The sequence below is a fragment of the Actinomadura fulvescens genome (genome assembly GCF_039533225.1).
In the GTDB taxonomy this organism is placed as follows: domain Bacteria; phylum Actinomycetota; class Actinomycetes; order Streptosporangiales; family Streptosporangiaceae; genus Spirillospora; species Spirillospora fulvescens.
This window is the reverse complement of record NZ_BAAATD010000001.1, coordinates 312,872-336,773: the sequence shown is the minus strand read 5'-3', so window position 1 is coordinate 336,773 and position 23,902 is coordinate 312,872. Positions and strand designations below refer to the sequence as shown.

Annotated in this window: 25 protein-coding genes; 8 read left to right on the top strand and 17 right to left on the bottom strand. The window is 69.6% G+C overall.

The annotated features are described in order from the left end of the window. Positions 1–44: 44 nt before the first annotated feature. The 5 genes from ABD333_RS01610 to ABD333_RS01590 are packed head-to-tail and all read right to left on the bottom strand — an operon-like array spanning position 45 to position 5,647. Positions 45–890, bottom strand: coding sequence for an ABC transporter permease (locus ABD333_RS01610; protein WP_344536953.1), 846 nt, complete (start codon positions 888–890; stop codon positions 45–47). Beyond that, the gene (locus ABD333_RS01605; protein ID WP_344536951.1) at positions 887–1,759 is read right to left on the bottom strand and encodes an ABC transporter permease; all 873 of its coding nucleotides are present in this window, start codon (positions 1,757–1,759) and stop codon (positions 887–889) included. Before ABD333_RS01605 ends, ABD333_RS01610 begins: the two co-directional genes overlap by 4 nt. Position 1,760: 1 nt before the next feature. Continuing rightward, the gene (locus tag ABD333_RS01600; RefSeq protein WP_344536949.1) at positions 1,761–3,005 is read right to left on the bottom strand and encodes a polyamine ABC transporter substrate-binding protein; all 1,245 of its coding nucleotides are present in this window, start codon (positions 3,003–3,005) and stop codon (positions 1,761–1,763) included. After that, the gene (locus ABD333_RS01595; protein ID WP_344536947.1) at positions 3,002–4,159 is read right to left on the bottom strand and encodes an ABC transporter ATP-binding protein; all 1,158 of its coding nucleotides are present in this window, start codon (positions 4,157–4,159) and stop codon (positions 3,002–3,004) included. The genes ABD333_RS01600 and ABD333_RS01595 overlap by 4 nt, the downstream gene beginning before the upstream one ends. A 45-nt stretch (positions 4,160–4,204) precedes the next feature. Further along, positions 4,205–5,647, bottom strand: coding sequence for a gamma-aminobutyraldehyde dehydrogenase (locus ABD333_RS01590; RefSeq protein WP_344536945.1), 1,443 nt, complete (start codon positions 5,645–5,647; stop codon positions 4,205–4,207). Between the two features lie 165 nt (positions 5,648–5,812). Between ABD333_RS01590 and ABD333_RS01585 the strand changes: the two genes are divergently transcribed. Next, a complete protein-coding gene (locus tag ABD333_RS01585) occupies positions 5,813–6,382 on the top strand; it encodes an Lrp/AsnC family transcriptional regulator (RefSeq protein WP_344536943.1) in 570 nt (189 codons plus the stop codon). 210 nt (positions 6,383–6,592) lie between these two features. Further along, entirely contained in the window at positions 6,593–6,880 is a 288-nt protein-coding gene (locus ABD333_RS01580) for a type II toxin -antitoxin system TacA 1-like antitoxin (RefSeq protein ID WP_344536941.1), read from the top strand. 26 nt (positions 6,881–6,906) lie between these two features. On the opposite strand, the gene ABD333_RS01575 is transcribed toward ABD333_RS01580, so the two are convergent. After that, positions 6,907–7,317, bottom strand: a complete 411-nt coding sequence (locus ABD333_RS01575) for an HIT family protein (RefSeq protein ID WP_344536939.1) — start codon at positions 7,315–7,317, stop codon at positions 6,907–6,909. 91 nt (positions 7,318–7,408) lie between these two features. Here ABD333_RS01575 and ABD333_RS01570 point away from each other — a divergent pair, with 91 nt between their 5' ends. Both ABD333_RS01570 and ABD333_RS01565 read left to right on the top strand, forming a co-directional pair. Further along, entirely contained in the window at positions 7,409–8,290 is an 882-nt protein-coding gene (locus ABD333_RS01570; RefSeq protein WP_344536937.1) for an ABC transporter ATP-binding protein, read from the top strand. Then, the gene (locus ABD333_RS01565) at positions 8,287–8,967 is read left to right on the top strand and encodes a hypothetical protein (RefSeq protein WP_344536935.1); all 681 of its coding nucleotides are present in this window, start codon (positions 8,287–8,289) and stop codon (positions 8,965–8,967) included. The genes ABD333_RS01570 and ABD333_RS01565 overlap by 4 nt, the downstream gene beginning before the upstream one ends. 12 nt (positions 8,968–8,979) lie before the next feature. Here ABD333_RS01565 and ABD333_RS01560 read toward each other — a convergent pair whose 3' ends face one another. The 5 genes from ABD333_RS01560 to rlmN all read right to left on the bottom strand — a co-directional run bounded on the left by ABD333_RS01560 (position 8,980) and on the right by rlmN (position 13,672). Then, on the bottom strand, positions 8,980–9,795 hold the full coding sequence (locus tag ABD333_RS01560) for a hypothetical protein (RefSeq protein WP_344536933.1): 816 nt from the start codon (positions 9,793–9,795) through the stop codon (positions 8,980–8,982). Positions 9,796–9,949: 154 nt separating this feature from the next. Continuing rightward, the gene (locus ABD333_RS01555; protein WP_344536931.1) at positions 9,950–10,774 is read right to left on the bottom strand and encodes a DUF1963 domain-containing protein; all 825 of its coding nucleotides are present in this window, start codon (positions 10,772–10,774) and stop codon (positions 9,950–9,952) included. A gap of 105 nt (positions 10,775–10,879) precedes the next feature. Then, complete coding sequence (locus tag ABD333_RS01550) at positions 10,880–11,485, bottom strand: DivIVA domain-containing protein (RefSeq protein WP_344536929.1); 606 nt, start codon at positions 11,483–11,485, stop codon at positions 10,880–10,882. A 96-nt stretch (positions 11,486–11,581) separates the two neighbouring features. Continuing rightward, positions 11,582–12,478 carry a 3-methyladenine DNA glycosylase gene (locus tag ABD333_RS01545; protein WP_344536927.1) on the bottom strand — a complete coding sequence of 299 codons (897 nt, stop codon included), beginning with the start codon at positions 12,476–12,478 and terminating at the stop codon, positions 11,582–11,584. A 75-nt stretch (positions 12,479–12,553) separates the two neighbouring features. After that, complete coding sequence (gene rlmN, locus ABD333_RS01540) at positions 12,554–13,672, bottom strand: dual-specificity RNA methyltransferase RlmN (RefSeq protein ID WP_344536925.1); 1,119 nt, start codon at positions 13,670–13,672, stop codon at positions 12,554–12,556. A gap of 120 nt (positions 13,673–13,792) precedes the next feature. Between rlmN and ABD333_RS01535 the strand changes: the two genes are divergently transcribed. Beyond that, a complete protein-coding gene (locus ABD333_RS01535) occupies positions 13,793–14,902 on the top strand; it encodes a suppressor of fused domain protein (RefSeq protein WP_344536924.1) in 1,110 nt (369 codons plus the stop codon). Here ABD333_RS01535 and ABD333_RS01530 read toward each other — a convergent pair. The 5 genes from ABD333_RS01530 to rpsB all read right to left on the bottom strand — a co-directional run bounded on the left by ABD333_RS01530 (position 14,899) and on the right by rpsB (position 19,408). Beyond that, positions 14,899–15,789, bottom strand: a complete 891-nt coding sequence (locus ABD333_RS01530; RefSeq protein WP_344536923.1) for a phosphatidate cytidylyltransferase — start codon at positions 15,787–15,789, stop codon at positions 14,899–14,901. The two genes, ABD333_RS01535 and ABD333_RS01530, sit on opposite strands and share 4 nt — an antisense overlap. Continuing rightward, positions 15,789–16,346 carry a ribosome recycling factor gene (gene frr / locus ABD333_RS01525; RefSeq protein WP_344536922.1) on the bottom strand — a complete coding sequence of 186 codons (558 nt, stop codon included), beginning with the start codon at positions 16,344–16,346 and terminating at the stop codon, positions 15,789–15,791. The genes ABD333_RS01530 and frr overlap by 1 nt, the downstream gene beginning before the upstream one ends. Positions 16,347–16,409: 63 nt before the next feature. Further along, the gene (pyrH, locus tag ABD333_RS01520; RefSeq protein WP_344538785.1) at positions 16,410–17,147 is read right to left on the bottom strand and encodes a UMP kinase; all 738 of its coding nucleotides are present in this window, start codon (positions 17,145–17,147) and stop codon (positions 16,410–16,412) included. A 283-nt stretch (positions 17,148–17,430) separates the two neighbouring features. Beyond that, positions 17,431–18,267, bottom strand: a complete 837-nt coding sequence (gene tsf / locus ABD333_RS01515; RefSeq protein ID WP_344536920.1) for a translation elongation factor Ts — start codon at positions 18,265–18,267, stop codon at positions 17,431–17,433. A 79-nt stretch (positions 18,268–18,346) separates the two neighbouring features. Continuing rightward, positions 18,347–19,408: a 30S ribosomal protein S2 gene (gene rpsB / locus ABD333_RS01510; protein ID WP_344536918.1), complete on the bottom strand. Its 1,062-nt coding sequence runs from the start codon at positions 19,406–19,408 to the stop codon at positions 18,347–18,349. A 120-nt stretch (positions 19,409–19,528) separates the two neighbouring features. Here rpsB and ABD333_RS47435 point away from each other — a divergent pair, with 120 nt between their 5' ends. Next, positions 19,529–20,401, top strand: coding sequence for a M23 family metallopeptidase (locus ABD333_RS47435; RefSeq protein WP_425546886.1), 873 nt, complete (start codon positions 19,529–19,531; stop codon positions 20,399–20,401). 117 nt (positions 20,402–20,518) lie between these two features. On the opposite strand, the gene ABD333_RS01505 is transcribed toward ABD333_RS47435, so the two are convergent. Beyond that, a complete protein-coding gene (locus ABD333_RS01505; RefSeq protein ID WP_344536916.1) occupies positions 20,519–21,433 on the bottom strand; it encodes a tyrosine recombinase XerC in 915 nt (304 codons plus the stop codon). Between the two features lie 131 nt (positions 21,434–21,564). On the opposite strand from ABD333_RS01505, the gene ABD333_RS01500 reads away from it, so the two are divergent. Further along, a complete protein-coding gene (locus ABD333_RS01500; RefSeq protein WP_344536914.1) occupies positions 21,565–21,942 on the top strand; it encodes a YraN family protein in 378 nt (125 codons plus the stop codon). Beyond that, the gene (locus tag ABD333_RS01495; RefSeq protein WP_344536912.1) at positions 21,943–23,484 is read left to right on the top strand and encodes a YifB family Mg chelatase-like AAA ATPase; all 1,542 of its coding nucleotides are present in this window, start codon (positions 21,943–21,945) and stop codon (positions 23,482–23,484) included. Positions 23,485–23,902 lie beyond the last annotated feature (418 nt).

Here is a 23,902-nt window from a genome sequence, read left to right as displayed (position 1 = left end):
CAGCCGCGTCAGATGCACCAGGCGCGTTAGGCGCACCGGACGTGTCAGGTGCGCCGGGCGCGGCGGCGGGCGGCGGCGATGTTGACGATCGCGAGCAGGACCCCGACGGCGAAGATCAACGTGCCCATGACGTTGACCTGGGGCGGGGTGCCGGTACGGGTGGACGCCCAGACCCACAGCGGGAACGTCTGGGTGGCGCCGCTGGTGAAGTTGGTGATGATGAAGTCGTCCACCGACAGGGCGAACGCCAGCAGCGCGCCCGACAGCACCCCCGGCATGATCATTGGCAGGGTGACCAGGCGGAACGTGGTCAGCGGACCGGCCCCGAGGTCACGTGCGGCCTCCTCGACCGACGGATCGATCCCGACCGCCCGCGCCCGTACCGTGATCGCCACGAAGGAGACCGAGAACATCACGTGCGCGGCCAGGATGGTCAGATAGCCGCGCGGCGTCTCGGTCGCGACGAACATCGACAGCAGCGACGCACCCATGACCAGCTCGGGGCACGAGATCGCGGCGAACATCACCAGGTTCGCCAGCCCCTGGCCCCGGAACCGGTGCCGCCCGATCGCCAGCCCGAGCAGCGTGCCGAGCACGGTCGCGATCAGGGTGGTGAGCACCGCGATCGTGATCGAGTTGATCAGCGCCGTGGTGAGGTCCTTCTTGTCGAACAGGTGGACGTACCACTTGAGCGTGAAGCCCTCCCACTCGAAGTTCTGCTTGGTGCGGGTGTCGTTGAAGCCGAAGAGGATCATCACGCCGATCGGCACCAGCAGCCAGCCGACCAGGAGGACCGTGTAGAGCTGCAGGCCGCGGCCCTTGAGCCGGCGCCGGCGGCGGCGCGGCGGCGGCACGGTCAGCGGCGGCGGCGCGGAGGTCGTGGTGGTCATCGTCCTGCCGCCTCCAGAACATCCTTGGTGCCGAGGGCCCGCGCGTAGGCGAAGATCCCGAGCAGGAGCAGCGCCATCAGCGTGAACGAGAGCGCCGAGGCCGTGTGGTAGTTGCTGTTGGTGAAGTACTCGGCCTGGACCACGTTGCCGATCATCGTGTTGCCGGGCCCGCCGAGCACCTGCGCGTTGACGTAGTCGGAGGAGACCGGGACGAACGTCATGATGACCCCGGCGAAGACCCCCGGCAGCGACAGCGGCAGCACCACGCGCCGGAACACCGCAAGGCGGCTCGCGTACAGGTCGTAGGCGGCCTCGATGACCCGGTAGTCCATGCGTTCCAGCGCCACGTAGATCGGCAGCACCATGAACGGCAGGAAGTTGTAGGTCAGGCCGGACACCACCGCGAAGCCGCTGTCGAGCACGTGGAAGTCGTCCGGCAGGAGCCCCGCGTTCTTGAGCGGCTTGAGCACCGGCCCGTTGTCGGTCAGCACCAGCTTCCAGGAGATCGTCCGCAGCACGAACGACACGAAGAACGGCAGCAGCAGCATGAACAGCCACGTCGACTTGTGCCGGCCGCCCTTGAACGCGATCCAGTACGCCGCCGGATAGGCGAGGACGATGCAGGCGACGGTCGCGAGCAGCCCGTACCAGAGCGAGCGGGCGAGCTTGTCGCCGTAGAGCTCGAAGCCCTCGGTGTAGTTGCGCCAGTGCCAGGTCTGCTTCCAGCCGTCGATCAGGTTGCCCGTCATGAGCGAGACCGAGGCCATGTAGATCAGCGGGATCGCGAAGAAGACCAGCAGCCACAGGCCGGCGGGGAGCATCAGCAGGTAGGGCGTCAGTCTCTGCTTGAGGCGAGCGGGTCCGCGCATGTCAGCTCCCCTGCACGATCGGCTGGAAGACCTTCTGGTACCCCGTCTCCTCCTGCTGGGTCAGGACGCGGTAGGTGCGCAGCTTCGCCAGGTCGGCGTCCGACGGGTAGACCAGCGGGCTGCGGCTCAGGCGTTCGAGGTCCGCTCTGTCCTCGCCCTTGGCCTCGGCGGCGTCGGCCGCGACGAACTTCCTGGTCTCGGGCACGGGCGTCACGTAGTTGATGAACTCGGTGAGCGTCGCGTTCCGGCGCGGGTCGTACAGCCAGTCCATGAGCGTGAGCGCGTCGACCGGATTGGCCGCCGTCTTCGGGATCATCATCAGGTCCGTCCAGAGCGTGCCGCCCTCGCGCGGCACGACGAACTTCACGTCGTCGCTGGCCAGCGAGTAGACGTCACCGGACCACGCCATGGTCAGCCAGACGTCGCCCTTGGTGACGGCGTCGATGTAGTTCTGCTCGTAGTACTTGCGCACGATCTTCTGGTCGCGCTGTTCGCGCAGCTTGCGCGCGGCGTTCTCCCAGTCGCGCGGCGTGGACTTCTCCGGGTCGGCGCCGATGGCGAACATGCCGAAGTTGCCGAGCTCCTGCGAGTCGCTCATCATGCCGACCCTGCCCTTGTACCTGGGGTCGAAGAGCTGGGCGATGCTGGTGATCTCGTCCTTGACGTACTTGGTGTTGTAGGCGATGCCGGTCACCCCGGAGACGTACGGGATGGTGAACGCGTTGCCCGGGTCGTACGGCGGGTTCTGGAACCTGCTCCCCGCGTGCTCGGCGAACCTGGTCAGGCGCCTGTGGTCGAGCGGCGCGAGATAGCCGAGCTCGATGAGCTTGGTCGTCTGGATGCCGTTGGTGACCACCATCAGGTCGAAGCCGATCGACTGGTTCGCGGCGAGCGGCGCCTGGACCTTGCCGAACCACTCCGCGGCCTCCTGGATGACCTCCTTGTAGTCCACCCTGATGCCGGTCTCCTTGGTGAACGCCTTGATCGTCGCCCGGTCGTCCTCCATGTAGCCCGGCCAGTTGGCCCAGTTGAGCCGGCCCCGGCGGCTCTTGCCCTTCCAGAACGCGTCGATCTGCGCCTGGTTGACCTTGCCGCGGCCGCCCTGCCCGGGGATGCCGCAGGCGCCCAGCGCGAGTGCGGCGGCGGAGGCCCCGAACAGCCGCAGGGCGCCGCGCCGCGTCGTCATGCCGCGCCGAAACGCGGGATCGAGGCGCGGGGCGTTCGATTCGAGGTGCGGGGCGTTCATGAGGCGCCGATCGCGTACGAGTGGCGCGGCTCCCACGACAGCCAGACCTCGTCCCCGCGGCCGGCGATGTCGTCGGCGTTCGTCGCGTTCTGCATGAAGACCGTCACGTCGTCGCCCGCGGCGGTGCTGACGATGTAGCTGGTGGACGTGCCGAGGTAGACCACCTCGGAGACCGTGGCCCGCACGCGCGAGGAGCCGCCGCCGGGCCGCTGCGTGCCGATCTCGATCTTCTCGGGCCGGACGGTCAGCTCCAGCGTGTCGCCGGGGGCGGCGGTCCGGCCGTCGCCGAGCGGCACCACGATCTGCCCGTCCGGACCGTAGGTGATCACCGCGTCGGGGCCGCGCAGCTCGCCGACCGTCCCGGACAGCAGGTTGGAGGTGCCGATGAATCCGGCCACGAACTTCGAGGCCGGGCGTTCGTAGATCTCCCGTGGCGAGCCGAGCTGCTCGATGCGGCCGTCGTTCATGACCGCGATCCGGTCCGACATCGTCAGGGCCTCGCCCTGGTCGTGCGTGACGTACACGAACGTGATGCCGACCTCGCGCTGGATGCGCTTGAGCTCCACCTGCATGTGCTGGCGCAGCTTGAGGTCCAGCGCGCCGAGCGGCTCGTCGAGCAGGAGCGCGCGCGGCCGGTTGACCAGCGCGCGGGCCACCGCGACCCGCTGCTGCTGGCCGCCCGACAGCTCGCCGGGCCGCCGCTTCTCCCGGCCGGTCAGGTCGACGATCTCCAGCATCGCGCCGACCCGGGTACGGACGTCGTCCTTCGCGACGCCCTTGCGCCGGAGCCCGAACGCGACGTTCTCGAACACGCTCATGTGCGGGAAGAGCGCGTACGACTGGAAGACCATGTTGACGTCGCGTTTGTTGGCGGGCACGTCGGTGACGGGCTTCCCGTTCAGCAGCACCTCGCCGCCGGTGGGCTCCTCGAACCCGGCGATCATCCGCATGGTGGTGGTCTTGCCGCAGCCGGACGGACCGAGCAGGGAGAAGAACTCCCCCTGCCCGATCGCCAGGTCGATCCCGCGGACCGCCGCCACCGTCTCCCCGTGCGCGTGGTACTCCTTCACCACACCGGTGAGCTCGATGGCGGGGAGCGTGGAACCGGACGGCTCCTGGCCGCCGCGTACGGGGGGAGGCGAGGTCTCAGTCATGAGCGGGATCCTTCGCGGGGTCGGACGGGGGTGGCGCGAGGCGCGCTAGGCGCCGATGTAGTGCATGACGTGCTTGATCCGCGTGTAGTCCTCGACTCCGTACATCGACATGTCCTTGCCGTAGCCGGAGTGCTTGAAGCCGCCGTGCGGCATCTCCGAGACGAACGGGATGTGGGTGTTGACCCAGACGGCGCCGAAGTCGAGCGCCTTGGTCATCCGCATCGCGCGGCCGTGGTCGCGGGTCCAGACGCTCGCCGCCAGCCCGTACTTCACGCCGTTCGCCCATTCGACCGCGCGTTCCTCGGCGCTGAACCGCTGGACGGTGATGACCGGGCCGAAGATCTCGTTCTGGATCATCTCGTCGTCCTGGCGCAGCCCGGCGACGACCGTCGGCGCGAAGAAGTAGCCGCGTTCGCCGACGCGCTCGCCTCCGGTCAGCACCTCGGCGTGGCCGGGCGCGCGGTCCAGAAAGCCCTGGACGCGCGCCAGCTGGTCGGCGTTGTTGACCGGGCCGTAGTCGGCGTCGGCATCGGTGGGCACGCCGACCTTGGTTCCGCGGGCGGCCTCGGTGAGCGCGGCGGTGAAGTCGTCGGCGAGCCGGTCGGCGACGAGCACGCGGGCGGCGGCCGTGCAGTCCTGACCGGCGTTGAAGTACCCGGCTCCGGCGATGCCCGCGGCGGCGCTCTCGATGTCGGCGTCCTCGAACACCACGACCGGGGCCTTGCCTCCGAGTTCCAGGTGGACGCGCTTCAGGTCGTCCGCGGCCGCGCGGGCGACCTCCATGCCCGCGCGCACGCTGCCGGTGATCGACACCATCTGCGGGGTCGGGTGCGTGACCAGCGAGCGGCCGGTGTCGCGGTCGCCGCAGATGACGTTGAAGACGCCCGGCGGCAGGAACTCGGCGGCGATCTCGGCCAGCAGCAGCGTGCTGGCGGGCGTGGTCTCGGACGGCTTCAGCACGACCGTGTTGCCCGCGGTCAGCGCCGGGCCGAACTTCCAGACCGCCATCATCATCGGGTAGTTCCAGGGCGTGACCTGGGCGCAGACCCCGATGGGCTCCCGGCGGACCGACGAGGTGTGGTCGGGCATGTACTCGCCCGACGCCTTGCCCTCCAGGATCCGCCCGGCCCCGGCGAAGAACCGGATGTTGTCCACCATCGGAGGGATCTCCTCCTCGGCGGTCAGCTGGAGCGGCTTGCCGGTGTCGCGGGACTCGGCCGCGACGAGCTCGTCCGCCCGGGCCTCCAGCGCGTCGGCGAAGCGGAGCAGGGCGAGGCTCCGGTCCTTCGGCGTGAGATCCCGCCAGCCGGGGAAGGCGTCCGCGGCGGCGCGGAACGCGGCGTCCACGTCCTCGGCTCCGGAGACGGGCGCCTCGGCGTAGACATCGCCGGTACTCGGATCGACCACCTCCATGGTCCGGCCGTCCTTGGCGTCCACGTACTCGCCGCCGATAAAGTTGCGCAGCCTTGTCCTGCTGTCGCTGGTCACCGTCGACCCTCCTCGATGGGCACGAACCGATGTGTCCTATTGGCCCCGACCTTGACAGAGGTTCAGCATGATGACAAGGGATTCCGTTGTTACGATCCAATTTCACGACGGAATCGCTTGGGAAGTAGTTCTAGCAGGCACGATGCCGCAGCGAAGGAGAGCACGATGGTCGCGCGCCCCCAGGACGACCCCCCGCGGCCGGAACGGGAGGCGGCCCCTGAACAGGCGGCCCGCGAGCAGGCGACCCCTGAGCAGGCGGCCGGACGCGGACGGCGGCGCGCGCAGGCCGCAGTACAGCTGGACGACACGTCCAAGCAGATCATCGAGCAGCTCCAGCAGGACGGCCGCCGGTCGTACGCGGCGATCGGCAAGGCCGTCGGGCTCTCCGAGGCGGCGGTGCGCCAGCGCGTGCAGAAGCTGCTGGACACCGGCGTCATGCAGATCGTCGGCGTCACCGACCCGCTCATGCTCGGCTTCTCCCGGCAGATGATGATCGGCGTCAAGTGCGAGGGCGATCTGGAGCGGGTCGCCGACGAGCTGGCGGCCATCGAGGAGATCGACTACGTGGTCATCACCGCGGGGTCGTTCGACATCCTGCTGGAGCTGGTCGCCGAGAGCGACGAGCAGCTGCTGGAGCTGCTCGGCAGGATTCGGGCCGTACCCGGCGTGCTGGGAACCGAGAGCTTCGTCTATCTCAAGCTGCGCAAGCAGACCTACTCGTGGGGAACCCGCTGACCAGCCCTGTCTGACTCAGTTCGGACGGCCGTCAGCCCCGGGCCGCCGTCCAGCCCGTCCCACCGAGAGCTCCCGTTCCACAAGGTCACGTTGAGGAGGGGGTTACGGACGGGCCCATACTTGGGGAGCCCCATATTCTCCTTCTTATTGGGGATGCCGCACCGGCGCCCGCGGGCGTACTTTTGGATGCTGTAAGGAAGGAGACCGGCCATGTATGAGTCGGTTCGCCAGGACCTTCCCGTCTCCCGTGACGACGACCGCATCGAGTTCGAGACGTCCGAGGAACAGAACCTCGTGATCCGTAAGGCGGCAGAACTCCTCGGGTGGACGGTCCCGCAATATGTGCTGTCCGCAGCCCTCGACCGGGCTGAACGTGACCTCTACGAATACGCCGCGGCACGCCGGGCCGCGGCCGGCCAGACCCACGACACCGCGTCGTCCACCGGGGAGGAAGGCGCGGTCATCCCCATGGTCGCCGTCGTGGCGGCACTCGGCTGACCGGTGACCCTTCAGCCCGCCGGGGCTCACGTTCCGGCGCGGAGCCGGGCGGCGTATTCGGCCGCCTCGGCGTCCGAGTCGTACTTCTGCCGTGGCCAAAAGAAGCCGCGCAGCCCGTCCTTGCGGTTACGCGGCACCACGTGCACATGCAGGTGAGGCACGCTCTGGCTGATGCGGTTGTTCATCGCGACGAACGAACCCGCCGCGTCGAGCACCGACTCCATCAGGCCCGCCAACCGCCGGGCGTGGGCGAAGAACCCGCCCACGAGCTCGGGCGGCAGGTCGGTCAGCGTCTCGTGGTGCTCGCGCGGCACGAGCAGCGTGTGCCCCTTGAACAAGGGACGGGTGTCCAGGAACGCCACGGCGTCCTCGGCCTCCAGCACGAGGTGCGCCGGCCGTTCGCCCTTGATGATCTCGCAGAACACGCAGCCGCTCATGGGCCGCATTCTGTCAGCCCCGGACCGGCCCCCGACGTGTGCGGCGGGCCTAACAGGGCGCTTACGACGCGTTCACTACCGTCCGTAGCCTATGCAGCTCACTGAGGTCGCCTTCCGCTATCACCGGAGAGCCCCCTGGGTGCTCCAGGACGTCTCGTTCTCCCTGCCGCCGGGGCGCGTGCTGGAGGTGACCGGACGCAACGGCGCTGGGAAGTCCACGCTGCTGCGGCTGCTCGCCGGGCTCCGTACCCCACGGCGTGGCACGATCTCCGGCCGTCCGGACCGGGTGGGGTACGCGCCAGAGCGCTTCCCGGTGGACCAGCCGTTCACGGTGTCGGCCTACCTCGACCACATGGCGGCCGTACGCGGCATTAGGCGGCCCGCCATCGGCGAATGGGCCGAACGTCTTTCCTTTGAGCACCTCCTGGGCGTACGGCTGCCGGAGCTGTCCAAGGGCAGCGCGCAGAAGGTGGGGCTCGCCCAGGCACTCCTTGCCGAGCCCGGCCTGCTGATCCTGGACGAACCGTTCGCCGGCCTGGACGCCGAGAGCCGCGACGCGCTCCCTGGACTGATCGCCGAACTCGCGCGGGCGGGCACGGCGGTCGTGGTCAGCGACCACCAACGCGTGATCGAATCCGTTCCCGGCGTCGACCGGCTCCGCGTGGAGAACGGGACCGTCGCCCCCCTCCCCGCGGAGAACGGGACCGTCGCGCCGCTCCCCGCGGAGAACGGCGCCGCGACGGCGGCTTCGTCGGCGACGGCGGGGTCGGCGGGGTCGGCGGGGTCGGGCTCGGCGGGGTCGGCATCGGCGTCGGCGTCGTCAGGGTCGGCGGGGTCCGGCTCGGCGGGGTCGGCATCGGCGTCGGGGGCCGAGTGGGCCGTGCTGGAGGTGGTCGTCCGAGCCGATGAGGCCGAGGAGATCGCGACGAAGCTCCGCGCGGACGGTCACGACGTGCGGAGGGCCGAACGATGATCGCGCTCGCACGCTTCCAGGTGTCCGGCTACGTGCGCTCGCTCCGGGTGCTGCAGCCGGTGATCGTCATCTTGCTGATCCTGGCGCTGGTGCTGTTCCAGCCGCCGGCGAACGCCGAACTGGCCGCGGGGGCGTTCGGCGACGTCGCGGCGTTCATGTTCCCGGTCTGGGCCTGGGCCGCCCGCGCGCTGTTGGACACCCAGCCGGACGAGCAGCGCGCGCTCTCCGCGACCGCCGCGCGCCATCCGCTGACTCCGGCCTGCGCCGGGCTCCTGGCCGCATACGCCGTCAACCTGGCCCTGGGTGCCGCCATCCTCGCGGTACCGACCGTCCAGGGGCTCTCGGCGGGGCTCGACGGCACCGCCCTCGCGGCGGGTCTCGGCCTCAACCTCCTGGTGGCGGCCGCCGGGACGTTCCTCGGCGCCTGGACGAGCCGCGCGGTCATCCCGGACGCGGGCGTTTCCCTGCTGGCACTGCTCGGCGGCGCGACCGCGGCCCTCCTGCTGAGCATCGGGCCTCTGTCGTGGCTGTCGGTGCCGATGGTCGCCTGGATCCGGGCCGCCCACGACGGGCCCGGCGAGTTCGTCGCGGCGTTCCCGGGCCTGGCGCTCCACCTCGGGCTCTGGACGGCCGTCGTGGGCGTCGTGTACGTGGTGGTCCGCCGCGGCCGTCCATGATCACGGTGGCGGTCAGGCGCCCGTGGTCGAGCCGGGACGGACGATCATCAGGATCGTCACGACCGCCCAGAGCACGTTGAAGACGCCGGTGAACATGGCCAGCCGGGCGGCGACAGGCGCGATGTCGGTCCCGTCGGCCGGTGCGCCCTCGGCCTGGCCCGCAGGCAGTGCGCCCTCGGCCTGGCCCGCAGGCAGTGCGCCCTCGGCCTGGCCCGCAGGCAGTGCGCCCTCGGCGTTGACCGCGGCCGGTGCGCCTTCGGCGTTGACCGCGGCCGGTGCGCCTTCGGCGTTGACCGCGGCCGGTGCGCCTTCGGCGTTGACTGCGTGCAGTGCGCCTTCGGCGTTGACTGCGGGCGGAGCGTCCTCGGCCTGGCCTGCAGGCGGTGCGCCCTCGGCCTGGCCTGCAGGCGGCGCGCCTACGGCCCGGGTGGCGAGCGGTGCGCCTTCGGTTTGGCGCGCGGGCGGTGCGCTTTCGGCGTTGACTGCGGGCGGTGCGCCTTCGACGGCGGCGAGCGCGGCGTTCTGCCTGGGCAGGATGAGCAGGGCGAGAACGGCGGCGGCGGCCGCGGTGAGGACGATCGAGATGATCAGCCACGTGTCGCCGAGGACCCCCATGCTGCTGGCCGTGGTGAAGCCGAAGACCGGCACGGCGATGCCGAACACCGCGTACACGCGGCAGATGCGGTGCAGGTTGCGGAGCGCCGGGAGGGAGGCCGGGTCAGCCTGCGCGCTGCGCAGCGCGGGCGGGAACATGCTGGCGGCCACGGCGACCGGGCCGATCGCGAGGATCGCGGCGAGAACGTGCAGGATGAGGAACAGCTTGCTCATGTCGGCCTTGGAAACCCTTCGTGGCGCACAGGATCGTACGCGGGACGTACGGAAACGTCGCTGACGCTAGTCAGGGCTCGCGGGGCCGGACAGCGGCGAGCATGCCAACTTCCGACCGGATCCAGCCACAGCGCACGTGCCGTGCGCGTGCACGTCAGACGGCGGCCGCCGCCTGCAACGTGAGCCAGGTGTCTTCCAGCGAGCCGGCGGAGCGGGTGCAGAAGTAGACACGGCCCGGGGCGCCCCACTCCCAGCCGAGCCGCTGGTCGGAGTCGAGCTGGAGCAGGAGGCGCCACTCGGCCTCGGCAGCCGCTTGCTCTTCGGCGGAGAGGGCCGTGGTGTCGAGATCGCGGCCCGTCGACGCCAACGTACAGTCCGGGCCGACCGGACGCTGCACGAGCGCGGGCCACCCACCGAGCTGGTGCAGGGGAGCATCGTCTGGCCACACGTGCTGGAGCCACGCCGCATGCACCTGCTCGTACACCGAAAGGACACCGCTGTAGCGCTCCTCAAGCCGCCGCACCACGGTCTCCTGTGGCGCGGGCAGTGAGAGAAAGGGCGCCGCGCTGAGCAAGCACATCGGGAACGTGCCCTCGGGGGCCTCGACTTCCCGGAGGTCGCCGCTGAAAAGCCGCCACCCGTCCCGCTGCGTGCGGTCGTCGCCCCAAGGACGCGGTATGGCGCTGGCGTAGTAGAACGCGGCGCGGCCCTCCTGCGGAAGGCCGGGAACGTCCATCACCTTGGCCAGCTCCGCGAAGTCGACCGCGAGCATGAAATCGAGGGGCCGTCCTTGCCACGTGGGCCATGCTTCACCGGGCGGAAGCAGCGGCGTGCCGCCGAGCCGTACCGTCACGTCGCCGTCGGAACCGAGGCGGAGCGCGGGCCGCGCCAGCGGAAGCAGCGCACCGGTGACCTCAGGGGCGAAGAAGACGCCGAACAGGGAGCGCAGCCGCTGATGCTGCGCGGCGAAGTGATCCATGTCACGTAGCGTTCCGTGTCCGGACGCCGCGCGCCAGCACCATCCCAAGATCTGTGGATATCCGGTAGACCCCTAAACCCGGCGCGGGCTGCGAAGGCGTGGAGTTCAGCGGCGTTCGAGCGCGCCCGCGAGCTGGATCAGGAAGGCGTCGACCTCTCGCTCATCGTAACCGGGCCCGAAGCGTACGGTCCGGAAAACGATCTCGCGTACGTCGCGCGCCGTCACCGGCGCCGCCGTGCCGCGCAGACCCGCGATCACCCGTTCGAGGAAGGCGTCCACGTCGCGGACGTCGTAGCCGATCCGCAGCCCGGCACCGGCGAACCGCGCGTTCTGGATCCAGCCGATCAACCAGCCCGCATGGACACGCGGCCGCCGCCCCGGACGGCCTCCGGCGGGTACGGCGGCCTGGAGTTCCCGGATGCATTCCTGGAGCAGCTCGTCCACCGCGCGCGGCTCGTAGCCACGCAGCACGATGTCGAAGCGGACCGCCCGCACGTCGTCGGCGGTGAGCCTCTCCGCTGCTCCATCGGGTGCTACAGCGGGTTCCGCGTCGGATTCCGCGACAGGTTTCGCACTAGGTCCTGTGGAAGCGGCGCCTACCGGCTTCCTGGCGGCGTTGAGCGTGGTCCGGATGCGGCCGAGCAGATCGTCCACCTGGCCGCGTTCGTACCCCCGCAACGCCACGGGCAGACGGTGCGTTCCTGTCTTCACTACCCGCGCTCCTCGATCCGTGCCTCCCAAGGAACAACGGCAACAGCGTGGCGTGCGCACGCCCCGGCGCGCAACCGCCGCGACGTATGTGCCGTATCAGACGGAAGGGGAACGCGTGGCGTCGAGAAGGCGTTGGCAGGCGTCTGTTAGGCGTTGCCGCAACGGCTGCGCGCGTTCGGCGAACCCACGTTGCTCGCTCGCGTACTCCGCGCGGCCGTCCGGGGTCTCTATCCGGATCGGCTCATGCCCGAGCGCGCCCAGGTCGTACGGGCTGGCGCGCATGTCCACGGCGCGGATGTCGCGGGCGAGCGCGAAGCAGTCGGCCACGAGCTCGCTGCTGACGAGGGGCGAGAGCTTGAACGCCCACTTGTACAGATCCATGTTGGCGTGCAGGCAGCCGGGTTGTTCGAGCTCCGCCTGGCGCTCCCGGGTGGGTTGCAGAACGTTCAGCGGGCGTGCCTCCGGCGTGAAGAAGCGGAACGCGTCGAAGTGGCTGCACCGTACCCCACGGGACTCCACGACCTGCGCGATCTCCTCCGCTCCGAGCCGCATCGGCCAGGCCGAATGCCGGACCTCGCGCGTCCGGTAGACCATCGCCCACTCGTGCATACCGAAGCACCCGAACTGCGCGGGCCGTCCGGCGGCCGCGGCCAGCAGCTCGGCGACGAACTCCGCCGTGCCCCTTCGCCTCGCCATCAACGAGGAGGCGTCGAGGACGGCCCCTTCGGCTGTGCCGAGATAGTCGCGTCCGAAGTCACGCGCGTCGGCGTCCACGAGGACGACGTCTGCCCCCGGATGCCACTTGCGCAGCTTGCCCGGACTGTAGCCGTAGTAGCTGAAGAGGAAGTCCTCCACCGGATGCGTCTCGCCACGTCCGCGACGTTCAAGGTGAGGCTCGACCCAGCTCGCTACCCGCCGCCGATGCGCTTCGGCTCGCGCCCGCCATACGGCGGGCTCCAGAAACTCCCGGGAGCCGTACGTCCCGCTATCCACGAAGCCGTTCACCGCGCCACTCGCCAAGCTTTCACCGCGCCCACTACGCCCGCCACGCCGTTCACCGCGCCGAAGTCAGTCCTTGGTGGCGGCGGCGAGCTGCCCGCAGGCGCCGTCGATCTCACGCCCACGCGTGTCGCGGACGGTGACGGGCACCCCATGGGCTTCCAAGCGACGGACGAACTCCTTCTCGTCCTGCGGGCGCGAGGCGGTCCACTTGGAGCCCGGCGTCGGGTTGAGCGGGATGAGGTTGACGTGCACGAGACGTCCCCGCAGGAGCTTGCCGAGCAGGTCGGCCCGCCACGCCTGGTCGTTGATGTCCTTGATCAGCGCGTACTCGATCGAGACGCGGCGGCCGGATCTGGCCGCGTACGCCCACGCGGCGTCCAGCACCTCGCCGACCTTCCAGCGGTTGTTGATCGGGACGAGCTCGTCGCGCAGCTCGTCGTCGGGCGCGTGCAACGACAGCGCGAGCCGGACGGACAGGTCTTCGGCGGCCAGCTTCTCGATCGCCGGGACCAGGCCGACCGTGGACACGGTGACCGAACGCTGCGAGATGCCGAGGCCGGCCGGCGCCGGATCGGTGATCCGCCGTACCGCCCCGAGCACCGCCTTGTAGTTGGCCAGCGGCTCGCCCATGCCCATGAAGACGATGTTGGAGACCCGGCCGGGCCCACCGGCGATCTTGCCCCGGGCCATGGCACGGGCGCCCGCGGCGACCTGCTCGACGATCTCCGCCGTGGACAGGTTGCGGGTCAGCCCGGCCTGCCCGGTGGCGCAGAACGGGCAGTTCATGCCACATCCGGCCTGTGACGAGACGCACATCGTCGCCCGGTCGGGATAGCGCATCAGCACCGACTCGAACAACACGCCGTCGAAGGCCTTCCAGACCGTCTTGAGCGTCTTGCCACCGTCGCAAGTGAGCTCGCGTACGGGCGTGAGCAGTTCCGGCAGCAGCTCGGCCGTCAGCCGTTCACGTACGGCGGCCGGAAGGTCGGTCATCTCCGCCGGGTCGTCGGCGAGGCGCGCGAAGTAGTGCCGCGACAGCTGGTCCGCGCGGAACGGCTTCTCGCCCAGTTCGGCGACGGCCTCCCGGCGTTCGGCGGCGGTCAGGTCCGCGAGGTGGCGCGGTGGCTTGGCCCGGCGGGGCGCGGCGAAGACGAGCTTGGCCGGGGTCTTCTCGGTGGCAGGCATGGTCCTTCCAGTGTCGCAAATACCGGCGTGTGCCTCGGCCGTCCGCGGGTTACGCCCGGGATGCCTGCACTAGGCGCGGGATGCCTGCACTAGGCCACCACTGGGATTAGGCTTCCGATCATGTCGGTATTGCGCAGGGGGTCCGTTTCGAAGGCTGTCCTGGACGAGGTCAGCCCGTACGGGAGCCGCAGGCTGGTGGTGGAGACCGACGGGACCGTCTCGGCGGCCTACCTGCGGGACGCCAAGGACGCGGTCGTCGGGGCCGCATGGATCGCCAACCACGGCCCGGCCTCGCAGGACTTCGACCGCGCCCGGCTGGACGCGGGCCTGGCGCCCCTGCTGAGCGCCGATCACGTACGCCATCCCGAAGGCCGGCCGCCGCTCGGCGAGCTGGAGGTCGTGTGGTTCGAGGAGGGGGACGGCGTCGCGATCCTGGAGGCGGGTGATCCGCTCTGCGTGATCCCCGGCTGGTCCGACATGGAACGCGGCATCCCCGGCTACAGCCGCGACGCGACCAAGCAGAGCCCGTTCGCGTTCCCGCTCTCGGACGAGCCGTTCGGCCCCCGGATCGAACAGGCCCGCCGGCACTGGCAGACGATCCGGGCCGACGGCTCGTGGGCCGACTACCAGCAATCCGTCCTCGGCCATCTCCTCCAGAGGCTCGGCCCGGGCGGGCACTACTGGCATGACGTGGGCCGCCAGCTGCGCGACGGCCTGGCCCCCACGGTCGGCGTGTCCGAACGCCCCGCACGCAGCGACCGCGAGTTCACGGTCCTGAGCACGGTCGGCATGAGCCGCCAGCGCATGCCCACGATCGAGCTGTACGAGGACGAGGTCGCCCCGCACGCGCGCATAGAGCTCGCCCTGGCCACCACCTTGCCGAGCCAGCGCGCGGGCAGCATCTTCCCCTGGCTGGCGCAGTATCCCTGGCGTTCCGTCACCTGGTTCGCCCCTGGCGACGTCGTGAAGTGGTACCACGAGACACGAACGTTCCCCCTGAACACGACCGAGGCGGCGGACTGGGAGGGCGTTCTGCTCCTGGACGATCCCGCCAGGCTCTCCGGCCCCATGGCCCCGCCCATGAACGGCCTGACCATCCAGGGTGATCCCGTTCGCTGGCTGTGGCTCGTCCCCATCACCGCCGAAGAGCACATCTACGCCAAGAACGAGGGCTCGGACGCGCTGATCCGCCGCCTGTCCCAGCAGTCCAGGACCTGGATCGTCGGCTAGCCGGAGGGGACGAAGAGCTCCAGGAGGATCCAGACCACGGGCGCGGTGGCGATCAAGGAGTCGAGCCGGTCCATGACGCCGCCGTGGCCGGGCAGGAGCGTGCCCATGTCCTTGAGGCCGAGATCGCGCTTGATCATGGAGACGATGAGGTCGCCGGCGATCGCGATGACCGCCACGGCCGCGCCGATGACGGCGCCCTCCCAGAGGTGGCCGTCCAGCAGCCAGGCGGTGAGCCAGGCGCCGACGAGCATGCAGGCCAGGATGGCGCCGGCGGCGCCCTCCCAGGTCTTCTTGGGGCTGATCGAGGGAACCAGCTTGTGGCGGCCGAGGAAGGTCCCGGCGAAGTAGCCGCCGATGTCGCTGGCGACCGTGGTCGCGATGAAGATCACGGTGCGGTGGTCGCCGTCGCCGGGCTCCATGAGCAGGGCGACGATGCCGCCCATCAGCACGACGTAGCCGGTGGCGAAGACACCCGCGGTGACGTCCCGTACGTAGCCGTCGGCCGGGCCGTCGGCCATGCGCCAGATCAGGACGGTGATGATGGTCAGCGCGGTGACGGCGATGAGCGGCTCGGGACCCCAGCGGTACGCGGTGCCCGTGGCCGCGACCAGCCCCACGGCGAGCGGGATCAGCGGCACCCGGATGTCGCGGGCCTGGAGTGCGCCGGTCAGCTCGCGCAGGCCGATCACGAGGAACACCACCATGACGATCAGGAAGATCGTCTTGACGGTGTAGAGGGAGAGCAGCACCAGGGCGCCCAGCGCGACACCGACCCCGATGGCGGCGGGCAGGTTACGCCCTGTCTTGGTGTGGGCCGTGGGCGGCTCAGGCGTCGCCTCCGGCTCACCCGGGGAGCCCTGGGGCTCCCCGGACGCGTCCAGTTCCATCAAACCTCGAGGAGCTCGGCCTTCTTGTGCTCCAGGAGTTCGTCGACCTGCGCCACGTACCTGTGGGTGGTGTCGTCGAGCTCCTTCTCGGCCCGCCGGACCTCGTCCTCGCCGGCCTCGCCGTCCTTGGCCATCTTGTCGAGGGTCTCCTTGGCGCGGCGGCGGATGTTGCGGATGGAGATCTTGCTGTCCTCCGCCTTGCTGCCGGCGACCTTGATGAACTCCCGGCGGCGCTCCTCCGAGAGGTCGGGGAAGACCACGCGGATGACGTTGCCGTCGTTGGTGGGGTTCACGCCGAGGTCGCTGTCGCGGATCGCCCGTTCGACCGCCTGCATGGACGACTTGTCGAAGACCTGCACGATGACCATCCGCGGCTCCGGCAGCGTGAACGACGCCAGCTGGTTGATCGGCGTCGGCGTGCCGTAGTACTCCGCGGTGATCTTGTTGAACATGGCGGGAGTGACCCGGCCGGTGCGGATGGCCTGGAAGTCCTCCTTGGCGACCCCGACCGCCTTCTCCATTTTCTCCTCGGCCTCGAGGAGGGTCTCGTCGATCACTTCGACTCCCGTGTCATCTGGTCGGCCAATGTCACCTGAACACCGGTGCCCGCTCGGCCCGGGTCAGCCCTCGGCCGGGCTGACCAGCGTGCCGATCTTCTCACCCCGGACGGCCCGGACGATGTTGCCCTGCCCCATCAGATCGAAGACCACGATGGGCAGTTCGTTGTCCATACAGAGACTGATGGCCGTGGCGTCCATCACCTTCAGTCCCCGCTGTAGAACTTCACCGTAATCCAAACGGTCGAATTTGACCGCGTCCGGATTCTTTCGCGGATCGGCGTCGTACACACCGTCCACTTGAGTCCCCTTCAGCACCGCCTCCGCACCGATTTCCAGCGCGCGCTGCGCGGCGGTGGTGTCGGTGGAGAAGAACGGCTGGCCGAGACCGGCCCCGAAGATCACCACTCGGCCCTTCTCCAGGTGCCGCATGGCACGCCGCGGGATGTAGGGCTCGGCGACCTGGCTCATCGTGATGGCGGTCTGCACGCGGGTGTCGAGGCCGAGCTTCTCCAGGAAGTCCTGGAGGGCCAGACAGTTGATCACAGTGCCGATCATGCCCATGTAGTCGGCGCGGCCGCGGTCCATGCCGCGTTCGGCCATCGTGGCGCCGCGGAACATGTTGCCGCCGCCGCACACCACGGCGACCTGCACTCCGTCACGTACCGCCTCGGCGATCGCCTCGGCGACGTGCTGCACGACCTCGGGGTCGATGCCGAGCGGGTCGCGGCCAGCGAACGCCTCGCCGGAGAGCTTCAGCAGAACTCGCTTCCAGCCGGCCCGCTTGACCCCGGCCGACATGCCCCGGGCGGCGAACGCGGCGGCCGTCTGGGCGGACGTACCGGATATGCCGGATATGCCGGACGCAGATGACGACGACGAGGCCGCCGTCGTGTCAGTGTTCGGTGTCTCCTGCACGGCGGCGGCCTCCTCGTATCGCGGCTTCGTGATGTGTCGGTCCCTGTCTCTCGGGGTTCGTCCCCAGATCCGGGTCTGTCTCACCGGGACTCGCGCGGCGCCCCGCTTGTGGCGGGCGCCGCGGGCGAGCCGCCGGTACCAGGTGCCTGCCTCTCGGCGGCGAACGTCAGCTCTGGCCGACCTTGAAGCGGGCGAAGCGCTTGACGTTCACGCCGGCCTCCTGGAGGACCTTCGCGATCGTCTTCTTGCCGTCCTTCACGAACGCCTGCTCAAGCAGGACGAAGTCCCGGAAGTAGGCGTTGACGCGACCCTCGACGATCTTGGGGATGGCCTGCTCGGGCTTGCCCTCGTCGCGGGTGAGCTGCTCGGCGAGCGCCCGCTCCTTCTCGATCGCCTCGGCCGGGATCTCGTCGCGGGTGAGGTACTTGGGCGCCATCGCCGCGATCTGCTGCGCGATGTCCTTGGCGACCTCGGGGTTCTCGGTGTCGAGCTCCACGAGCACGCCGGTGGTCGGCGGCAGCTGCGGGTCGGACTTGTGCAGGTAGCTGGCCACGTACGCGCCCGTGAAGTGCGCGAACCGGCCGAGCTCCAGCTTCTCGCCGATCTTGACGCCGTTCTCCTCGATCAGCGCCTGGACGGTCTTGCCCGGCTCGATCTCCAGGCCCTTGAGGCCCTCGGCGTCGGTCGCGTCGCTCTTGGACGCGAACTCGACCAGCCGGCCGGCCAGGTCGATGAACGCCTGGTTCTTGGCGACGAAGTCGGTCTCGCACTTGAGTTCGAGCAGCGCGCCGTCACCGGTGCCGTCGAAGTACTCGGCGACCAGGCCGTTGGCGGCGGTGCGCTCGGCGCGCTTGCCGACGTCCTTGGCGCCCTTGAGGCGCAGGATCTCGACGGCCTTCTCGAAGTCGCCGTCGGCCTCGGTGAGAGCGTTCTTACAGGCCATCATGCCGGAGCCGGTCAGCTCACGGAGCCGCTTGACGTCAGCGGCGGTGAAGTTCGCCATCGTTCTCTTCGTCTCTGTCGGGATGGAAGTCTGCTGGTGAGACGGGGCCCCGGGCGATCACGCCCGGGGCAGCACGTCGTCAGGCCTGCTCGTCGTCAGCGGCAGGGGCCTCGGCAGCCGGAGCCTCGGCAGCCGGAGCCTCGGCAGCCGGAGCCTCGGCGGCAGGGGCCTCGGCGGCAGGGGCCTCGGCGGGAGCCTCGGTGGCCGGAGCCTCGGTGGCCTCGGCGGCCGGAGCCTCGACGGCCTCGGCGGCGGGAGCCTCAGCGGCAGGGGCCTCGGACTCGGCGGCGGCCGGAGCGGCCTCGTCGTCCTTGGCCTCGGCAGCGGCCTCGGCGGCCGGGGCGGCGGCCTGCTCCTTGTTCTCCAGCAGCTCGCGCTCCCACTCGGCCAGCGGCTCGGCGACGGTGCCGCCCTCGGCCGGCTTCTCGTCGCCGCCGGAGGCGGCGCCGGCCCGGGCGATGAGGCCGTCGGCCACGGCGTCCGCGACCACGCGGGTCAGCAGGCTGACGCTGCGGATGGCGTCGTCGTTACCCGGGATCGGGTAGTCGACCTCGTCGGGGTCGCAGTTGGTGTCGAGGATCGCCACGACCGGGATGCCCAGCTTGCGGGCCTCGTTGACGGCGATGTGCTCCTTCTTGGTGTCCACGATCCAGATGGCGCTGGGAACCTTCGCCATGTCGCGGATACCGCCGAGGGTGCGCTCGAGCTTGTCCTTCTCGCGGCGGAGACCCAGGAGCTCCTTCTTGGTCATGCCGGAGCCCGCGACGTCGTCGTAGTTGATCTCCTCCAGCTCCTTGAGCCGGGTGAGCCGCTTGTGGACGGTGGAGAAGTTGGTGAGCATGCCGCCCAGCCAACGCTGGTTGACGTACGGCATCCCGACCCGGGTGGCCTGCTCGGCGATGGCCTCCTGGGCCTGCTTCTTGGTGCCGACGAACAGGATCGTGCCGCCGTGCGCGACCGTGGCCTTGACGAACTCGTAGGCCCGGTCGATGTAGGACAGCGACTGCTGCAGGTCGATGATGTAGATGCCGTTGCGGTCAGTGAGGATGAACCGCTTCATCTTCGGGTTCCACCGACGAGTCTGGTGGCCGAAGTGGACGCCGCTCTCGAGCAGCTGCCGCATGGTGACGACGGGTGCCATTGCCCGTGTTCTCCTGTCCGGCCCGTTGGACGGGCCACGTTCTCGGTTAAGTGCCGGCGCCCGGACGCGGCCCCTCCGTCACCGGAGTGACGGACCGAGAGGTCGCGCCCCACCCGTCAGATGCGGGTGGCTGGCGAGCGCGTGAATTCGGTCGCTTGGGTAAGGACCCACGCGACCGTTTCCCAAGTCTATGGGATGACCGGCGTACACGTGGAATCAACCGAACCGGCGGTTTTCCACAATCCGGCCCGAGCCTGGTGGCGCCCGCCCCCACCGAGGCAGGCTGCGGACATGACCCTCGTCACACTGATCTTCGCCTGCACCATGATCATGCCGACCGGCGACAGCTGGCGCTGGCCGTTAGACCCCGCGCCCCGCATCGTACGGGGATTCTCGCCGCCCCCAGCCCCTTGGTCACCAGGCCACAGAGGAATCGACCTGGCCGCCGCCCCAGGCCAGCCCGTCTACGCCGCAGGCCCAGGCCGGATCTCCTACACCGGCCGCCTTGCGGGCCGAGGCGTCATCGCCATCACCCACGGACCACTGAGAACGACCTATCTGCCCGTACGGTCCCGGCTCCCCTTGGGCCGCCCAGTCAACGCAGGCACCCGCATAGGCGTCCTTGAGGCTCTCCCACAGCACTGCGCCACCGAGCCCTGCCTCCACTGGGGCCTCCTGAAGAACGCGACCTACCTGGACCCCCTAACCCTGGTCCGCCCCGACATCCGCCTACTCCCCCTATGGCCAAACCAACCCACCAACCCCACAGAACCCCCACAAGCCAAAAAACCCACGCCCTCCGAACCTCGCGTAGACCTACGCGACGCCACGACCGCCACAGGCGGGGCCATAGCCGGGATGCTCCTAGCCCTCGCGTTCTCCTTGATCTGGCGCACAACCCGCACCCCGACCCGCCGCAAGCCCCCAACCGGCGTAATCGACCTAACCCAAGAACGCCGCCACCGCCGCCCAGCCCAAACCCCACCCCCATAACCATTTGGGCAAGAGCGCACTGCTCAGCCGAGACTCAGGCAGGAACCCTCCTGCCGTGCAAACTCCGGGGGTGGCGAGGCCTAACAATCCACAGACCGCAACAGTGCCCGGAGCCAGCTATTCGGTGCCGCGGGGGTGGGCTTGGCGGTGCACCTGCTTGAGGCGTTCAGCCGAGACGTGGGTGTAGAGCTGAGTTGTCTGCAGTGACGCGTGCCCCAGGATCTCTTGGACGCTTCTGAGGTCGGCGCCTCCCTCCAGAAGGTGGGTGGCCGCGCTGTGCCGGAGACCGTGCGGGCTCAGGTCCGGTACGCCGACCTCTCCGACACGGGCGTGAACGATACGGCGGGCACTCGTCGGGTGGAGTCTGCCTCCGCGGGCTCCCAAGAAGAGCGCCGGTCCGCTGTTCTTGGTGACGATCGCGGGACGGCCTCGCCTCAACCAGTCAGCCACAGCCCGTGCCGCGGGTTCACCCATGGGCACCGTACGTTCGCGTCCGCCCTTGCCCAGGACACGTGCCGTTCGGCGGGCGGTGTCGAGGTCGTCGATGTCGAGCCCGCAGAGCTCGCTGACGCGTACGCCGGTCCCATAGAGGATTTCGAGGACGGCACGGTCACGCAGACCCAACGCGCCCTCCGCCTCCATCTCGTCCAGCAGCCGCGCAGCCTCCCCTTGAGTGAGGACCGTAGGCAGGTCACGCTGCCGCTTGGGAGTGCCCAGCAGGGGCCCGGGATCCTGCGAGATCAAACCTCTCCGGTGGAGATGGCGGGTGAACGCCCGAGCCGCGGCAGTGCGGCGCGCGAGAGTGGCTCGCTTACGGCCGAGCGCGTGTTGCCGGGCCAACCAGCCCCGTAGCACTCCCACGTCCAGTCCCCCTGGCTCGCCCACGCCAACGTTGGCCGCGTACAGGCAGAGGTCAGCGAGGTCGCCGACATAAGCCCTCAAAGTATGCGGCGACACATCGCGCTCAACCCGCAGATGCCGCTCGAAATCCGCAAGTGCCTCACGTGCCCAGGGAGCTAGCGAACCGTCCACAGCGCCACACTCCGCGACGCCCTCCGCCAAAGCAAGCACCCAAGACCGGTGTCGAAGTTATCCACAGAATTCGATTCGACTTCCTTCTCGTCCCGCCCGAAGGCAACGTCGAAGGCCGGAGGTGGACCCCCATGAACAACCTGACCCTCGGACGGCGCGGCGAGGATGCCGCGTCCGTCTACCTGGCCAAACTCGGCTGGACGATCCTCGATCGCAACTGGCGGTGCCGGCTGGGCGAGATCGACATCGTCGCCCATGACGGCCGCCAGCACGTCGTCTGCGAGGTCAAGACCCGCAAGAACACAGCGCTGGGCACCCCGTTCGAGGCGATCACGCCGCAAAAGGCCATCCGGTTAAGGCGACTGGCCTGGCGCTGGGCCGCGCGGCACGGCGTCCCAGGCGATGGCGTCCGAGTCGACGTCCTCTGCCTCCTTGCCGAGCCGCCCCGCGCCGCACCCGGCGACGTCGTCGACGGATTCGCCATCGAGCATCTGCGCGGGGTGATCTGAGTGGCGCTGGCCAAGACCCGTTCGGTGGCGCTGGTCGGCGTCGACGGCTTCATGGTGGACGTGGAGGCGGCCATCACCAGCGGCGTGCCGGGCCTTCACCTCGTGGGTCTGCCCGACGCCGCCCTCAACGAAGCACGCGACCGCGTACGCGCCGCGATCTTCAACTCTGGCGAAGACTGGCCCAATCGCCACATCACTGTCAGCCTTTTCCCAGCCAGCCTTCCCAAAAGAGGTTCGATCTTCGACGTTGCCATAGCGATCGCTCTTCTGGCCGCCGCCGAGGCCGTTCCCCCCAAATCCTGCGCCGGCCTGGTGATGATCGGAGAGCTCGGCCTCGACGGCCGCGTCCGCGCCATCCCGGGTGTCCTGCCCGCCGTCGTCGCCGCCGCCAACGCCGGTTACAAGTGCGTCGTCGTACCCCAAACCAACTCGGCCGAGGCCGAGCTCGTCCCCGACCTCAAGGTGATCGCCGCATCATCATTGCGCGCCCTCCTGTGCCACCTCCGGGACGAACCACCTCCAATCGAAGAGGACGAGGACGCTCCCCCAACCCGGCCCACCGCCGGCGTGGCCGACCGACGTTCCAGCCTCGACCTCAGCGACGTACGAGGCCAGGCCGAGGCACGCCGGGCTCTGGAGATCAGCGCCGCCGGTGGCCACCACCTCTTCTTCAGCGGACCGCCCGGCTGCGGTAAGACCATGTTGGCCGAACGCCTGCCCACCCTCCTGCCACCGCTCGAACCCGACGCCGCCCTCGAAGTGACGGCCATCCATTCAGTCGCGGGCACACTCCCGCCCGGCCAGCCGCTGATCAAGCAGTCGCCGTTCTGCGCGCCGCACCACACCGCCACCCGCGCCGCCATGGTCGGCGGCGGCTCGGGCCGCGTCATTCAACCTGGAGCAGCTTCCCTGGCCCACCGCGGAATTCTCTTCCTCGACGAGGCACCCGAATACATGTCAGGCGTCCTGGACGCGCTCCGCCAACCACTCGAAGAGGGCGAGGTAAGAATCGCCCGTTCAGAGGGCACAGCGTGCTTCCCGGCCCGCTTCACCCTCGTGCTGGCCGCCAACCCATGCCCATGCGCAGCGGCCAAGGAGGTCGACTGCTCATGCGCCCCGGCGATAAGGCGCAGATACCTCGCGCGTATCTCCGGCCCGCTCCTGGACCGCATCGACCTCAAGCTCGAACTCCACCCCGCCACCCGTGCCGAGCTCCGCTACGACCTGGAGTTCGCCGAATCAAGCGAAGTAGTGGCCGAACGAGTCCTGACAGCCCGCGACCGCACCGCCAAACGCCTCGCGGAGACCCCTTGGCGCTCGAACGCCGAAATCCCCGGCCCCGAGCTACGCCGCCGCTTCACCCCACCCCCCGAAGCCATGCGGGCCGCTGATGACGCTCTGATGCGAGGCACCCTCAGCGCCCGCGGCCTAGACCGCGTACTCCGCGTCGCCTGGACCATCGCCGACCTAGCCGGACGTGCCCAACCCAGCGAAGACGACGTGGGCGGCGCACTAGCCCTATGGACAGGCCGCCGCCCATGAAACGCACCCGACCACGCATGCCAGCAACACGTCGTAAACCATCGCGTCGCCGTGAACGCGGAGCACCTCGACAAAGCCACGAGCCGCAGACGACCCCACCGTGAAGCCGCAGGCCCGCCGAACGCAAAGCCAGAGGCCATGGAGCCGAGGAGCCGCGAGGCCGAGGGACCGCGGGACCGAGGAGCCAAGGAGCCCAGGGGCAGCGGACCGCAGCGCCATGGACCGAGGCGTTGTGGAGCCGCGGGGCCGCGGGCACGTGAGGCCATGAGGCCATGAGGCCATGGCCCCAGAGCTGAGGGACTGCGGAACGAAAACCGTGGGCGAAGAGCGGTGAGGCCGAGGAGACGTGGGGCCGTGGAAGCCAGAGGCCCAGAGGCTCAGGGGCCGTGGAGGCGGGGGGCGTTGGGGTTTGGAGGAT